This window comes from Salinicola sp. CPA57 (assembly GCF_003206035.1).
In the GTDB taxonomy this organism is placed as follows: domain Bacteria; phylum Pseudomonadota; class Gammaproteobacteria; order Pseudomonadales; family Halomonadaceae; genus Salinicola; species Salinicola socius.
The window spans coordinates 41,162-56,274 of record NZ_PZJR01000003.1 but is presented as its reverse complement, the minus strand read 5'-3'; the positions used below and the strand labels follow the sequence as shown (position 1 = coordinate 56,274).

Below are 15,113 nucleotides of genomic sequence, written 5' to 3'. Positions count from 1 at the left end.
ATAAAATCAATAGTTCAAAAGCTGGCGATATCTTGTTGCACGCCTTTCGTGGCCTGTACGATGGGAAGATATACACTGGGATGTATAAAAGAGCGACATATTCACATCATCCGTTACTTCTATATTTGGCGTGTCTAAAAATGTTTCGAACTCAATGACGGGAGTTCGCCAGTCACCGTAATTTTCGGTCAAGTAAAGGTCGTGGTTTTGTGGCACCCAATATTCGCTGCCGAGAAACTGGGTCGTCTGTAGCTCGAAGGGGGTGTTCCACCATCGGCACTTGATACCACCATGATAGAGTTTTCCATTCTCTTCATAATGCCGAAACAGGTCGATCTTCACGCCGTTGGGGTGCATGACGTATAGCGTGTTCTCGCTGACGATTTCCTGCAGTTTGAAGCGGCTGGAGTGCTTGATTGCCTGACGGAGCGACTTCATGGTGACTTCCGGCATCAGGCCGACGTCGATATCCGTGTCGTGCCCGAGGATCGTACCTTCACGAACGCAACCTAGTAGCGTGCCGCTGACCAGGAAGAAATCAATATCGAATTGAGCCAGGTCTTCCTTGAGCTGAGCCAAAGCCAGACCGGCCTTCTCTTGCCAGCGACTTTTCTGTGCGTCACTTCGTGTTGGCGGCGTTTTGGGTTGCCCAGCGGGCATCAGCTCGACCTGGTGCATCAGAAGTTTCGCTTCGGCGATGGCGCGCTCACCGAGCTGCAGGTCTCTCAGCAGTAGAATGTAATGGCTGCGTGAGCGCAGCCATCCCGGGTCGCCGGGCGAGAAGCGAATCATCACGCTCTCATAGGCTTCCGGGCATTTGGCGCCGAGAGAAGCCAGGCGCCAGGCACGGAAATAGCGTGCGGAATTATCACTGAAAGGTATTGCTTTAAGCATGATCAGGGCAGATTCGAAGCGGCCCTGGAAGCGGAGCGACTCCTGGTGAAGATAAAACGCCTCTCGAAACGTACTGGTATTGGGTCCAGCCCCCTGCATGACATTAAGCGCGTAGCGTTCCGCATCTGCATATCGCTTCCTGAATAGCGCCAATGTCGCGGAGAAAACGGACTTGCTGGGCAGCGTATCTGGAATAGTGGCGAGACATTCTTCCGTTGCTTCTATTTCCGCCCGTTTGAAATGCGTCTTCGCATCTTTCAGTCTCGCATTGTACTTCTCGAGATCGGGGTGTTGTCGCTTGAGTCTTGCATCCTCGAAGTAGAGTCGCGGTTTGGTAACCAGCTTCCTCAATTTTCGGTAGGTCTTGGAATCCATGAATTTCCTTAGCGCGAACTTTGGCGAGACGTCGGCAGCGGGTCCGGCTCGTTCAACGTCACCAGCAACTTGCGGTATCGAGTCATCGATTCGTCATCGCCCTGCAACAAAGCGCCGTTAAGCTTCTTGTAGGCGTGAATGACTAGCTCGTCCTGCGAGCGGATTTCGGCGTTGGGCGTATCCAGGGTGGAATCGAAGTTCACGATCGGCGTGCGCCAATCGCCGTAGTTCTCTTCCAGATATCGTTCAGGAGCTTCCGGTATCCAGAAACGTTCACCCAGGAACAGCGTCTCGGTTAGCCTGAAAGGGGAGTTGTACCATCGCGCCTTGGTACCACCGTGCCAGACGGCATCGTTTTCCGAGTAATGGAGAAAGACATCGATGGCGATTCCGTTCAAATGCTTCACCCGCAGGCAATCGCCAGCGCGACGAGGCAACAAATGAAAATAGCCCGAAGCCGCCAATACCTTGGACACGATCTGCTCGTCCGTATCGCTCATCAACCCGATATCGATGTCGTTGTCATGCGCCAGCAGCTTGCCTTCCCGCACGCAGCCCAGCAGTGTACCGCTGACGAGAAACGGCTTCATGCCATTGGCGCGAAGCACACGATTGATATCCTTCAACGCCACGGCGGCACCGCCGGTGCGAAACGCATTGGCAACCGTGGTGTTGGTACGACTGGGCGTAGGCCGCCTGGACGTGTGTGCTATCACCTCTTGCCAAAGCTCGAAGGCCTTGGCGTACTCGCTGGCGCGCTGATAACCGGCGGCCAGATACTGCGCGATGGCCGGATGAAATGGTGGTACTGAATCGGAAGCCGAAGCACGGCGGTAATTGTCGCGCAAGCGCGCCAACGCTTCACTGGAATCCACCAGTTGCGCCATGTAGAGCCAGGTCTTGGGCCGTCGGGTTCGGGGCACCAGGATTTCGAGCTGCGCCCAGGCTTCAGCCAGCTGCCCCTGAACGCGGGCGATATCCGCCGCGAGATAACGGGCATTGGTATCGTAGGGGCGAATCTCCTGTATCTGCGCCAGCCAGCGGCGACTCTCTGCGTAGTCTCCACGGTAGTAATGGCTTAATGCGAGATAAAACAGCGCTTTTTCCTGCCTGCCGTTCCACAGGTTCACGCGTCCACGACGGTTCAACTGCTGGTGACACAGCTCACTCAGTTCGTCATGGTTTCCCTGGCGCAGCAACAGTGCGCGACTGGGCGGTCGCCACTTGTCGATCAAGCGCACGGGCTCGTCGATCAATTTCAGTTGATCGGCTCTGGTTCGAAATGCGGTATTGATCATGGAAAAGGCCTCACGAACCTGATTGGCGAAGGCGAGTTACGACAGATCCCGGCGCAGCATTTCCAGCACTTCAAAAGCTTGGGATAGGTCTTTCTGCGAAATCGACAAGAACCGTTTCAATGACCGTTTGAGATCCGTCGTCGAGATACTATCGGTTCGATCAAGATAGACGACTTCGCAAAGATCGCTCAGAAAGTCGAATTTACCTTCCCAGTCCTTACCGATGGCGAAGGTGTCGACTTGATATTCCTTCACGTCGGATAACTTCTGCTCCCAGCTCTTTTCCGGGATGACGAGATCGACGTATTGAATGGCACTGACGATATCGGCTCGCTGTTCGTATGGTATTAACGTTTTCTTGCCTTTCTCGATATTAAATTCGTCGGTAGAGACACCGACAATCACTCGATCCGCCATCTCGTTGAGACGGCGGAGCAGGTTAAGGTGGCCGACGTGGAACATATCGAAAGTGCCATACGTAATAATCGTCTTAGCCATTTAACTTGCCTTGTGAGTCATTGATTTGATTCTCTGGAACAGCGAGGGGGCCGTGACTTTTTGTAACTTCTTCAAGGCGTCTGGTACTTTCTCGACGACGGCTTCCGAGTAGTTGAGGCAGCCCAGTTTTTTATCCTTCCGGCTCAACACATTGAGCTTGTGGCGGATGGCTTCGGGCTCGGCATCGCGACAAAAGGCGACAGAGAAATGCACCCAATCGTTGCCGTCGCGTTTGCGTTTGGCGAGTCTTTGGGCGAAAGCCAAATGGTTATGGACAGAAATTGGCCAGAACTGCCTTCGGTTACGGAAGCGGTGGGAAGCGTTCTTGATGAAGGCTTCCCGATTGGCTTCATAGGCGTTGGCCATGATGCTTTTTCGCATCGGGTGTGCAACGTGAATCGCCTTGAAGAACTTGTCATCCTTGAATGGGCTGAACTCCGCACCCTGGCGGTTGTTCAGTGAGTGAAAGGAGAGTTTTTCAACCTCGTTCCAACCCAACCAACGTCCTCTCAACAGCGCCTTTTTCCTTCGGAAAAAATCATCTGGCGAGACGCTGCCGCACAGGAAGATATCGTCGTTCATGTAGATGAACTTTTCGGCCAGACCTTCGATACGCCACAGAAACGTCTCGATCGCCAGGGAATTGAACGTTGGCAGTAGATCCTCATGCCCACGAAAAATTTCGCTATGGTCGACGATGCGTATCTTGTCTTTCAAAGGTTCGATGGGTGCCGGCATGTCCTTCACACACGCCGGGGTTTGCCCGTCCGTGACGATATAGACCCGGTTCACCCAGGGCATGTGCGTGGCGATGGACTGCAGGCAAAACCGGATCTCGCCGTTGTCGCTGAACCGGCGCGCCTTGCTGGCGATCGTCGGTACTCGCCCGGCCTGCTCTAAATAGCGGTTACGCTTTTCCTGCATCACGGGGTCGGATCCATCCACCCACGTGATCACCACATCGACAGGGTCCTGCTTCACGGTACTGTTCAAGCTGACTCACCATTCATCCATGTTTCATAACGCTACCGTCCTGCCACTAGCGACGGTCGTCTCAGTCCCGGTGATCCTTGACGATCAGAATCAGCATGTTGACGATCAAGGCGATGAACAACGCGATGACGGCAAACACGACGATGTTGTACAGCCGTTCCGGCTGTTCCGGATACTGCGGCATCGTCGGGGACTGCAGCGTAGAGAGCTGCTTGAGTTTACGCGCCGCTTCGACCTGCGTGCTTTGCAATGCAGCCAGCGCGCCGGAATAGCTCTCTTCGGCAAATTTTGCCTGCAGCTGGAGCCGCTGATATTCCGAGGAGAGCGAGTTCAGCGCGTTACCGGATTGGGCCGCCAGCCGCTGCTTCTCTTTCTCGATCTGATCTTCCAGCGCGTTGATCTGGCTCTTCACCCGTACGACTTCCGGAGAGCTCGCGCTCTGGAAACTGCTAAGCGCGGTTTTCTGCGCCTTGAGACTGGCCAGCTGACCTTCCAGCGTCGAGACGACACCGCTCAGGCTTTCGACCGTACCCGTCGGCGAAACCAGCCCATTCTCGTTCTGGTAGTCAACCAGCGCCTGACGCGTTTGTTCGAACGTCGCCTGAAGCTGATCGACCTGCTGCTGAAGGAACTTGACCTGCTCTTCCGCCAGGCGCCGGCCCATATCGTTCATGTGCTGCTCACCGCGTTCGAGCAGCAAATTGGCGATCAGATGCGCTTCCTTGGGGTCGAACGCTTCCACATCGATTCGCAGCACGCCAGCGTACTCGTCGAGCTCCACCGAGATGCGCTTGAGATAGTAATCGTGAAGCTCTTCCAGTGGCGCATTCTCGTCGCTCAGGCGGCTGAAGAAGTCGCCGCCACCGTGCGCGTAATGCTCGCGGAAGTTGGCGTTCTCCACCAAGTACTGCAGCATGTCGACTGAACGGAGATAGTCTCTCAGCAGCAGCATGTCGGCATTGTTCGCCCCGCCGCCACCGGAAAGCAGGCTACTGAAACTCAGCTCCGGGGATGAGAGCTGTGGGCTTTCCAGCACCACATGCGCGTGGGATACGTAGCGGTCGCTGGCCCACACCGCCCAGTAAAAAGCGACCGCAAGAATCAGGATAAAACACGCTAACCAATGAGGATAACGCTTGATCATTCGAGAAAGGTTGGAATTCATTAACTTCGCTTCTTCGTTTCCGTGGATAGCAAGACGTTCCGGCCCGCGCCGACCACCTACTCAGCAGGTTCACCTGACACCGCTTCCTGACGTTGCTGTTTCAAATACTTGAAACGTCGGCGAACGCTACGCCGTTGCTGTCGAATTTGCTGCCGCTCCTCCTCCAACTCGTCAACCAGGGCTGCATCCGTCGCGGTTTCTTGTCGGTATTCGGCAATGATCTGTTGCTTCTGAAGTTCATTGTTTTTCCGACGTAGCGCTTTCATTTCCGACTCGATTGAGGCCGGGTCGCCAGAATCCGTGTTCTCTTCATCCTCATCATCTTCGTCTGCCACGTCGGTGATCAGTCCGGTCGCCCGATGATACGCCTCGATGGCGTCATCGATACGATCGAACCAGTGCGCCTGCCCCTGGTCGATGAAAATGCCCGCCTGGCACATTTGCCTCAGCGTGCCCTCACCGTGAGAGACCATTATCAGGCTGGCGTGATCCACCCGCTGCTGAAATGCCTCCCTGGCCTTGGCCTTGAACGCACGGTCGCCGACGGCGGTCGCCTCGTCCGAGATATAGATATCGAAGTCGAACGCCAGCGAAAGACCAAACGCGAGGCGCGCCCGCATGCCCGAGGAATAGGTATTGACCGGGTCGTCGAAGGCCTTGCCGATTTCGGCGAATTCCTGGACCTCCTGGATCAGCTTATGGAGGCTCTTCTTGATGCCGTGAACCCGAGCGACGAACTTGACGTTCTGTCGCCCGGTCATGGATCCCTTGAACCCGCCGGCCAGGCCGATCGGCCAGGAGACGCGTCCCTTGCGGATCACCCTGCCGCGGTCTGGCGCATCCATGCCGCCGATCAGGCGCAGCAATGTCGACTTGCCCGCGCCATTACGCCCCACCACCCCGACACTGACGCCATCGGGGATGGTGAGGTTGATGTCTTTCAGCACCCAGCCACCGCCGTGCGGCCCGTGGTAACGCTTGTATAGGTTCTGGATTTCGATCATCGGATCACCTTGCCTTCAAGCGCGACGCGAAGCGGACGTGCATGACCAGCCCCAGGGTGAGAGAGGCAAGTGCCCAGAACCAGAGATAGGTCATGTCGATACCGGGGATCGAATGGTAGCTGTCGAAAAAGCTGAGACGCATGCTTTCGATACCATGGACGATCGGGTTCCACAGCAGATATTGCTGGTATTGCGCGGGCACGTAGGTCACCGGGAAGATGACACCGGATATCAGCAACAGCGGCAGCGTGACGATTCTGACGACGCGCCCGACCTCCGGTACGAGGCCGGATGCCACCGATAGCAGAACGCCAAGTCCGACACCCAGCATCCACAGCGAGAGCCAATCCATCATCACGCCGAACGCGTGGTCCGGGATCAGGTTGATCTTCAGTAATGAGCCGACGACGACGAACAGCAGGAAGATGAAGCTGCGGATCATGCCCTCGACGAAACACCGGATCAGCACCGGGTCTATCGGCAATATCTGCCGATAGGTAAAAAGCCCACGGTTGGCCTCGACGGCCCCCATGGGCCGCAGCATGGCCTCTCTGAAGAGATAGAAGCCCATCAGCCCGACGATCATCCAGGGGACGAATTCCGCTCCGGTAATATTTTTACCACCGCGAATGTAGGTTCGAATGAAGATCATCACGCCGATCGTCGCGATCGGTTCGAAGATCATCCAGAACCAGGCCATGCGATCCGCCATGGTTCTGGCGATCATCTCTCGCAGGTACATCGCCGACCAGACATCCCAGGTGACCCGCATGGGATGACGGGTGGAATCCGGAATGTGTTCCGTATTTGTCGCCATTTAACGTTCCCGCGCCTGCCGACACTCAGCCGGACAGGCGCTCATGCAATGCTTGACTTGAAGAGAGGCTTACAGATCCAGCGCGACTTTGGTCGCGACAGCCACCTGGTAAAGAATCTGCGTGATGCTGGTGGCCAGTTCGATGTTGCTGGTCGGCGCGGCCGGCAGCACCATGATCTCGTCGCCGGCGCGAACGTCGGTATCGCCGGCATGGATGACGGCGCCGTTACGATGGACCACCAGTATCTGGTCGTCATCCGCACGCGGCGTCATGCCACCCGCCTGGTGGATATAGTCTTCGGCGCTCATGCCGGGCGTGTAGACCATCGCCTGCGGGATCGTCACTTCGCCACTCAGCAGTACGGAATCCGAGCTTTCCGGAATGGTGACCACGTCGCCATCCTGCAGCCGGATATCGGCGATGTTGTCGCCGCGAGCGACGACCAGCCGGCCGGTGGGCTCGGTCTGGCGGGCCTTCTGCACGAACTTCGCGATCAGCTCGGCCTGACGAACCTGGATCTCGCCTTCTCCGGTGGTCCGCGCCGGATAGCCCAGGTAGGTCTGCTCCAGCCGGTCCAGGCTTTCGTTGAGCGACTCCTTCTGCTGCTCGGCGACACTTTCGCGACGGATCGAGACATCCTGATAGCTGGTCATGTTCCTGGGCACGCTGATCGCGTTCAGGAACTCGCCCAGATGGGCGTTACGCGGCAACACGTAGCGTGAAGGGCCGTAGTAGCTGCCTTCGACCTGCACCACGATGCTTTCGCTGCGCTTGTCGGCGCTGAACAGCACTTCGTCGCCGCGCTGGACGTTCGCCGTGCGGAATTCGTTGAGCGTCAGGTAACGCGCCATCGGCCCGTCCGGGCGGTCGCCGCGCAGCAATACGTGAGAGACGCCGGCACGCAGTCGCGCCAGGTTGGTCACGTCGCCGCCGGTGAGGGTTTCCCCCGCCAGTTCGTAGCGGAACGGGCGTTCGACGTCACCCACCACGGCCACGGCCGGCCCGCGCTCTTCGACCACGATGGTGTCGCCGTCGCGGAACTGCGGATGCGGCATGTTGCCGTTGATCAGGAAGTCATAGAGATCGATCGTATCGACCGTGCTTCCGCCCCGCTTGATCACGATCTGACGGTAGCTGCCCAGCGCCTGGTCGATGCCGCCGGCCTGATCGAGGAAGTAGAGCATCGAGTCGCTGGGCGTGCCTGAGTAGCGGCCGGGATTCTTGACGTAACCGGTCACGAACACGCCTACCGGCTGGACGCCTTGGAGATTGGTGTAGACCTCGACGTTTTCCGGGTAGACCGACTTGATCGCGGCGGTCACGCGGGAATTGAGCCCGCTGTTGGTCGTGCCCTGCACGTTGAGCGGCCCGATGCCCGGCAGGAAGATATTGCCCTGGGAATCCACCGTCAGCACGCTCTGCATCTCGGTGCCGCCCCAGACACGCAGATTGATCTGGTCGCCGGGCTTGATGGTGTAGCCGGGGTTGAGGCCGTCGGCCATCACGCCACGGAAGCCGCCGGTAAACAGGTTGGCACCGAACGGCGGGAGCATGTCCGGATCGACAGGGCCCTGGTTCGGGTCGACCGGGCCATAATTTGCGCTGCTCCAGTTGGCCCGAGGCTGGTCATCGACCGCCTGCTGCCCTGACTGTGGCTGGGACTGTTGCCCGTCGGACCCTTGTACCTGGGAGCTCATCGATTGGGCTTGCTGATCCTGCGGCACGATGCTGCCGGAGCCGAAGGTTTGCGCGTTAGCCAAACCCACGTTCAGGCACGCTACCGCCACCAGGCACCCGGCCCGGAAAAACGACGCTGCATGTTTCATGCAAAACTTCCTGTTGTGTTCACGCGGCTCGAGGCCTGCTTTCCAGCGGTTCGACAAACGATCTGGCTGTTCGAAAACGATACACGCGGAGGCAGACGCCCAAGCAGGGGATTTTTGTTACGGAGTGCTGGGATTGACCAACATCTGCGTGACCAGGCGCTGGGTATACCAGCCACTGTCTTTTACGAGACAGGCCACCTGCGCGCGATCGGCGGTCGCGGGCGCACCTTGTCTCGCGACATCCAGATGGGCGCAGAGCCGGCCACTCGCGGCGAAGTAGCGTTCCTGGACGATGACGGAAACGTTCGAGCCCCAGGGGCTCTTGGGAAAGGCGGAGATGCTGCCGGGCGTGGCATTGTCGAGAAAGCTGGAAATCTCGGGGCCGAGAGCGGCGGCACCCTGCATGGTGCCGATATTGTCGCCGCCGTAATGGCCTTGCGACGCACAGCCGGCGAAAGTGATAGACAGCGCCCCCACTGCCAACCACTTTCCGATTCGGCTACAGCCAGAAGAAACCCCGTTGAAAACGTTTGGCATGTTGTCTGTTCAACCTGATGGACGAAAACAGTGAAAGACCGGCGATGCGGACATCCCCTCGGAAGCCGCAGCCGGTGGATCGATCTACCATCGCACGACACGCGGATCAGCAGAGCGGTTCCAGGCGTTTTACCTGCGGCACCGTCCCTGATGCGGTCTTGCGGCAAGCTGGTCATGCCGAGCTATCAGTAGGCTCAATCCGTGGCCTGATAACCGTGTGATTGTAGGGTGCCAGCAAGAGCTTGCCTACAACCAAAAGTGTGGATCTCTAGGATGGGCCGTATCCTGAACGTTACTTTACGTAACCATTAAAACATGGGGTTATTCATCCATCCATGGCAAATGGCTTACAAATCAATGGATCAGAGGCGCTTCGGAGGGATGCCGGGGAGGCCCAAGGTCAAGTGCGGCGCGCTAGGCTATGGCGTAGCGCTTTCTCCCACTTTACGCTGCGCCGGCCGCAGACGATGAAAGACGGATTGAGCGTGCTCGGCTGCTGATTGCAGCGCAGCGGCTCGAGTGTGTCGGCGTCGAGCACTTCGCCCCCGGCGGCGGTAACGACGGCCTGGGCGGCGGCGGTGTCCCACTCGCAGGTCGGCGCCAGGCGCGGGTAGAGATCGGCAGCGCCTTCGGCGACGAGGCACAGCTTGAGCGAGCTGCCCATGGAGACGCGTTCATGGGCAGGCAGTTGGGTACAGAAGACGTCGACCGGTTCCGCCCCGTGAGCGCGGCTGGCGACGATCAGCCAGGGTCGTTCACCCGCTGCCGGCAACTCCCGCACGTGGATCGCGCGTTCGCCTTCTGCGGTGATCTTGAACGCGCCCCGCTCGACATCGCCCCACCAGGTCGCGCCCAGGACCGGCGCATGGACGATCCCGAAGACCGGTACGCCGTCCTCGACCAGCGCCACGTTGACGGTGAATTCACCGCTTTTCCTGATGAACTCCTTGGTGCCATCCAGCGGATCGACGAGCCAGTAGCGCGACCACTGCCGGCGGGTCTCGAAGGCGATCTCTTCACTCTCTTCGGAGAGCATCGGTATCTCCGGCGTCAGGCGTTCCAGCAGATCGCTCAGCGAGCGATGGGCGGCGAGGTCCGCCTGGGTCAGCGGGCTGTCGTCGGCCTTGGTTTCGACGCTGAAGTCCTGGGCGTAGATCTCCAGCACCCTTTCCCCTGCATCGACCACGCCGGCCAGCAACGCCTGCCTGAGGGTTTCGTCGATCTTCATGCTTGGGTCTCCGTCGGTAGGGCGGGATCGGCGGCAGCGCCAGGCTGCCCGGGTGATAAGCGTACAGCGAGAATGGCCAGCGACTCGAACCGCCACGGACTGAACGACCAGGGACTGAACGACCAGAGACTAGAACGGCCAGACGAGAGGTATGAGCAGTATCGCGGTCGCGCCTACCAAGACACTGACGGGAAAGCCCAGCCTGAGGTAGTCGTGCATTCGATAGCCGCCCGGCCCCATCACCATCAGGTTGGTCTGGTAGCCCAGCGCGGTCATGAAGCTGGCCGAGGCAGCGATGGTGATGGCGATCACGAACGGCATGAAATCCACCCCCAACTGCTGCGAGACCGCCAGCGCGATGGGAAACATCAACACCGCCGCGGCATTGTTGGTGATCATCTCGGTGAACAGTACGGTCATCAGGTAGACGAACGCCAGCGCCAGCCATGGCGAATCGATATGCCCCACGACCATTTCGGCGATGGTCTGCGCGGCGCCGGATTGGGTCATCGCGGCGCCGAGGGAGAACGACGCGGCGATCACGATCAGTACGGAAAGATCGATGTAACGCCGCGCCTTGCCCATGGTCAGGCAGCCGGTCATCAGTAACGCGCCGGCGGCCAGAAAGGCGGCTTCCAGAATCGAGATCAGGTTGGTCGCGCTGAGCACGACCATGAGCCCGAGGATGCCCAGCGAGAGCGGCGCCTTCTGAAAGTTGGGCGGCGTGGAGTCGTTCAACTGGCTGACCAGCAGGAAATCCTTGCGGTAGCGGTACTGCTCGACGAACGCCTCTCCGGTTTCCAGCAGCAGGGTATCGCCGACCTGAAACTCGACATCGCCGACCTTGTCGTTCAGACGAAGCCCGTGACGGGAGATCGACAAGATCACGGCTTGAAAGTGCGAACGAAATCGCGATTCCCGTACCGTCTGCCCGATCCCCACGAAATCCGGGCTGACCACCGCTTCGACCAGGCAGCGCCGATGCTGCGCCACCTCGAGTTTCTGCACGTTGCCGCTGGTGGGGCTCAGCCCGCGAATTTCGCGAAGTTCCCGGGCGCACTCCGGCGTTCCGATGAACACCAGCGTATCGTTCCCCATCAGTCTGGTGTCAGGCGGTACCGCCGCCATCAACCGATCGTCCCGCTCGATATCGGTCAGGTAGCCGAACTGCAGATTTCGCAGCCCGGCATCGGCGATGGACTTGCCGGCCAGCGGCCCTTTGGGGTCGACGGTCACTTCGACGCTGTATTCGCGGATCTGATCCAGCTGGGCGCTGGTGCCGTCGCGCTGGGGCAGCAGCCATTTCCCGAAGATCAGGATGAATCCGCCGCCGACGAGCAGAATCGGCAGCCCGATCCAGGTCAGCTCGAACATGCCCAGCGAGACGCCCAGCCGGCTCTGCAGCAGGCCGTCAACGACCAGGTTGGTACTGGTGCCGATCAAGGTGCAGGTGCCGCCGAGAATGGAGATGTAGCTCAGGGGCAGCAACAGCTTGGAAGGCGGCAGGCGCAGGCGTTTCGACCAGTCCTGAATCGCGGGGATGAACATCGCCACGACGGTGGTGTTGTTCATGAACGCGCTCAAGATGGACGCTGGCAGCATCACCCGCCACTGCGCCCGACGCAGGGTCGAAGGCTGACCCAGGAGCAGCCCGGCGATCCACTTGATCGCGCCGGTCTCCTTGAGCGCGGCGGCGACCACGTAGAGCGCCGCAATGGTCATCACGCCGGTGTTGGCGAAACCCGCCAGCGCCTCCTGCGGCGTGAGCACATCGGTGAAGATCAGAAACGCCATCGCACCGACCAGAATGGCGTCCGGCGCAATTCGCGTCACCACGAGCGTACCCAATACCGCCACTACGGTCGCCACGCTCAGCCAGGCATCGATACCCATATTCCTCCCACTCCATGCCTGGGCTGCACCGAGTTACAGCGTCTGAATCCGATAATCGAAAAACGGTCGACGACAACCCCGTCGACTTCCACGTTGGTCGCATTTTAAGCCGCCAGCCATAGCGGCTACCAGTGCGGCTTTTCTCAGGTAGACGACAGTTAGTTTCAGGAAGGACATGACGAGACCGAATGAGACGGTCGAACTGGCGGGACGATAGCGACGGGTGGACGCAGAAAGCCGATATTGGCTTCAATCACGATTCAAAAGGGCATCGAGTGAAATGACATCACCGACATATTTCTGCGCTAGCCTGGCATCGTCAGTCACTAAGGTGGCCGCCGTTACCAAGGCAGAGGCACAGATAATGCTGTCCGGAAGCTTCATGTGAGAGCTTCGGCGCACCCTGATCGTTTCAGCTCTGACCTGAGGGTCCAGATCAACTCTCGTCAGCTGACCCAATACCATTTGGATGGCATGTTCTTCTTCAGAAGCCAAACCTGGGAAACCCAAGAGCTCGAGCTCCGTGATGACCGAATAAACGTAGTGAGCAGCGGGTAACTGAAGCTGGTGCCGAATGGCATTGATGAAGACGTTGGTATCCAGCAGATAGCTACCACTCATCCCTCTGACTCCTTTGATACTCGACCCCGTCGTGAGCGGTCAGTGAAGGAGCTTTGACACCTGAAAAATCGATACCTTCCCGCTGCCGGGCGACGACATCTTCCTCGGCCGAAGCGTCATAAAGCACCACGATCTTGGCGTGTTTGTTCATCAAGTAGGCATACTCGTCCGGGATTCTCACCACACCATCCTGAATATCGACTTCAAACTCAATCGCACGCATGGCTATCACCTGCTCATAAATCCGAATTCAAACGCTGTTGCGCTATTCTAGCAACAAATGCTAAGCCGCCGCCTTGGGTATCCTCTGCCCCTCCCTCCACAGGCCCACAACACCTTACGTTTTCAACGTCATGCGCCTGGCCAGATTACGCTGTTCATGGCGAAAGGGCGCGGACATGTTCTCGTCGCTGACATGTTGCCTATAACTGCAGCAACATTGCGCCACCTTAATCGAAAATGTTCACTCTAGAACGGTTTTACCGAACCGGTGACGTCGCCGCGGGCCCGGCCCTCGAACGCCTGGCAAGCTCGCGAAAGCGCCGACGCAGATAGGCGCCGGCTTCGGTCGCCTGGAAGTCAGGCTGGCGCTGCGACTGCGCGAAGTAGGTCAGAATCAGCCAGCCAAGCCGATGCGCGCGATGCTCACCGAGCCAGCTCTCCGCCAGGGCCGGCGGTACGCTCAAGAGCAGACGTGAAAGATCGACGCCCGGCGGCAGCATGCCGGCATGATCCCAGTCGATGAACACCGGCCTGCCCGTGCGCGTTTCGATCAACACGTTGTGGGGGTGAAGATCACCGTGGGCGAATACGCGTGGCAAGCGATAGAGGGTTCGCGTCATTCGCAATAGCAGCCCGAGCTCTCGCCACCGCCCGCGCTGCAAAGCTGACAGACAGACCTCTCTGATCATCCGGTTCAGTGCGTGGCGCCCTCGCCGGTCTGCTTTTTTGCCAGCGCCAGTCGTCTCAACGTCAGTCGTCTCAACGCCATCCGTCTCGACCGCGGACATGTCAGCGTTGGCTGTCTCAGAGCTGAAGCTATCGACGCCCTGTTTTCTGAGCATGCCATCGGGCCAACTGGCAGTCGATAACCGCAGAACCGAGGCGAGAGTGGCACGATACGCCTGCTCGCGATCATTGGTTGACGCCTCGATAGACGTCTCGGGAAACGAACCCAGTACCTGACCATCGATATGCTCGACCACCAGACTGGCGGTCTCGCCATGGACGATGACGGCTTCCAGCGACGGCGCATCGATAGCGCCGGGTATCAGCACCTGGCGGTGGAGCCGCTCCAGCCACGCCGCATTGAGACGTGGCCGCTGACAATGAACGACACGTTTTCCCGCCGGCGTCTCGACACAGAGTGCTGACAACTTGCCCCGGTGACCAAACAGCGGCCGGAACGCCAGAATCTCCAGAGACGCCCGCAGCGGCCCGATGATGTCTCGAAAGGCGGGAAGATCGGCGCAGGCTTGCGCGTCCAGAAAGCCGTCCGACGCGTCTGCCGGCATCACGACGCTGACGCCACCACCGAGCAGTCGCCCGGTGTCCCCCGCCCTGACCCGGACGAGATCCCCGACCTGAAGTTCGAGAAACGCCAGAAAGCCGACTTCGGCTCGAGGGGTGATACCGGCTTCAAGCACATCGCGGCGCGCATGCTGGCAAAGGTCGCAGTAACGGTCTTCGCCATTGACCGATATGACCACGCCCCGCCCTGGAGCCCACTGGTCTTCGGCGACATACCAGCCTCTGACGATGTCCTGGCTGACCTCATCCACGAATCCCGGCATCGCGTGTCTCGCTCCGTTGGCACTCCCTTTACCCCCCGCCTTTATAGCAATGTCCGGCGTCGGGTTGCGTAACGTCTTACAACGGAGACGAAACGTGCCGGCAACACAAGCCAACATTTTTTTGCGGTATCCGCCACACAAGGAAGTGCTTGCTGTTGGAGCCTGATATC

At 58.9% G+C, this 15,113-nt stretch carries 14 protein-coding genes; all 14 read right to left on the bottom strand.

Going from position 1 to position 15,113, the window contains the following annotated elements:
* Positions 1-6: 6 nt before the first annotated feature.
* Positions 7-1,269, bottom strand: coding sequence for a hypothetical protein (locus tag DOM36_RS02650; RefSeq protein WP_110641192.1), 1,263 nt, complete (start codon positions 1,267-1,269; stop codon positions 7-9).
* Between the two features lie 8 nt (positions 1,270-1,277).
* Positions 1,278-2,567, bottom strand: a complete 1,290-nt coding sequence (locus DOM36_RS02645) for a LicD family protein (protein WP_110641190.1) — start codon at positions 2,565-2,567, stop codon at positions 1,278-1,280.
* Positions 2,568-2,603: 36 nt separating this feature from the next.
* On the bottom strand, positions 2,604-3,065 hold the full coding sequence (locus DOM36_RS02640) for an adenylyltransferase/cytidyltransferase family protein (RefSeq protein ID WP_110641188.1): 462 nt from the start codon (positions 3,063-3,065) through the stop codon (positions 2,604-2,606).
* On the bottom strand, positions 3,066-4,058 hold the full coding sequence (locus DOM36_RS02635) for a Stealth CR1 domain-containing protein (protein WP_110641186.1): 993 nt from the start codon (positions 4,056-4,058) through the stop codon (positions 3,066-3,068).
* Between the two features lie 61 nt (positions 4,059-4,119).
* Positions 4,120-5,223: a chain-length determining protein gene (locus DOM36_RS02630; RefSeq protein ID WP_110641184.1), complete on the bottom strand. Its 1,104-nt coding sequence runs from the start codon at positions 5,221-5,223 to the stop codon at positions 4,120-4,122.
* A 56-nt stretch (positions 5,224-5,279) separates the two neighbouring features.
* Entirely contained in the window at positions 5,280-6,227 is a 948-nt protein-coding gene (locus DOM36_RS02625; protein ID WP_110641181.1) for an ABC transporter ATP-binding protein, read from the bottom strand.
* A 4-nt stretch (positions 6,228-6,231) separates the two neighbouring features.
* The gene (locus tag DOM36_RS02620) at positions 6,232-7,044 is read right to left on the bottom strand and encodes an ABC transporter permease (protein WP_198651182.1); all 813 of its coding nucleotides are present in this window, start codon (positions 7,042-7,044) and stop codon (positions 6,232-6,234) included.
* 69 nt (positions 7,045-7,113) lie between these two features.
* Positions 7,114-8,871: a polysaccharide biosynthesis/export family protein gene (locus tag DOM36_RS02615; RefSeq protein WP_110641179.1), complete on the bottom strand. Its 1,758-nt coding sequence runs from the start codon at positions 8,869-8,871 to the stop codon at positions 7,114-7,116.
* A gap of 117 nt (positions 8,872-8,988) precedes the next feature.
* Positions 8,989-9,348: a DVU3141 family protein gene (locus tag DOM36_RS02610; RefSeq protein WP_232823708.1), complete on the bottom strand. Its 360-nt coding sequence runs from the start codon at positions 9,346-9,348 to the stop codon at positions 8,989-8,991.
* A gap of 460 nt (positions 9,349-9,808) precedes the next feature.
* On the bottom strand, positions 9,809-10,636 hold the full coding sequence (gene cysQ / locus DOM36_RS02605; protein WP_110641175.1) for a 3'(2'),5'-bisphosphate nucleotidase CysQ: 828 nt from the start codon (positions 10,634-10,636) through the stop codon (positions 9,809-9,811).
* 129 nt (positions 10,637-10,765) lie between these two features.
* A complete protein-coding gene (locus tag DOM36_RS02600; RefSeq protein ID WP_075570760.1) occupies positions 10,766-12,529 on the bottom strand; it encodes an SLC13 family permease in 1,764 nt (587 codons plus the stop codon).
* A gap of 249 nt (positions 12,530-12,778) precedes the next feature.
* Complete coding sequence (locus DOM36_RS02595) at positions 12,779-13,150, bottom strand: type II toxin-antitoxin system VapC family toxin (RefSeq protein WP_075570761.1); 372 nt, start codon at positions 13,148-13,150, stop codon at positions 12,779-12,781.
* A complete protein-coding gene (locus DOM36_RS02590; RefSeq protein ID WP_110641173.1) occupies positions 13,140-13,373 on the bottom strand; it encodes a hypothetical protein in 234 nt (77 codons plus the stop codon). The genes DOM36_RS02595 and DOM36_RS02590 overlap by 11 nt, the downstream gene beginning before the upstream one ends.
* A gap of 256 nt (positions 13,374-13,629) precedes the next feature.
* Positions 13,630-14,943: a phosphotransferase gene (locus DOM36_RS02585; RefSeq protein WP_157958545.1), complete on the bottom strand. Its 1,314-nt coding sequence runs from the start codon at positions 14,941-14,943 to the stop codon at positions 13,630-13,632.
* Positions 14,944-15,113 lie beyond the last annotated feature (170 nt).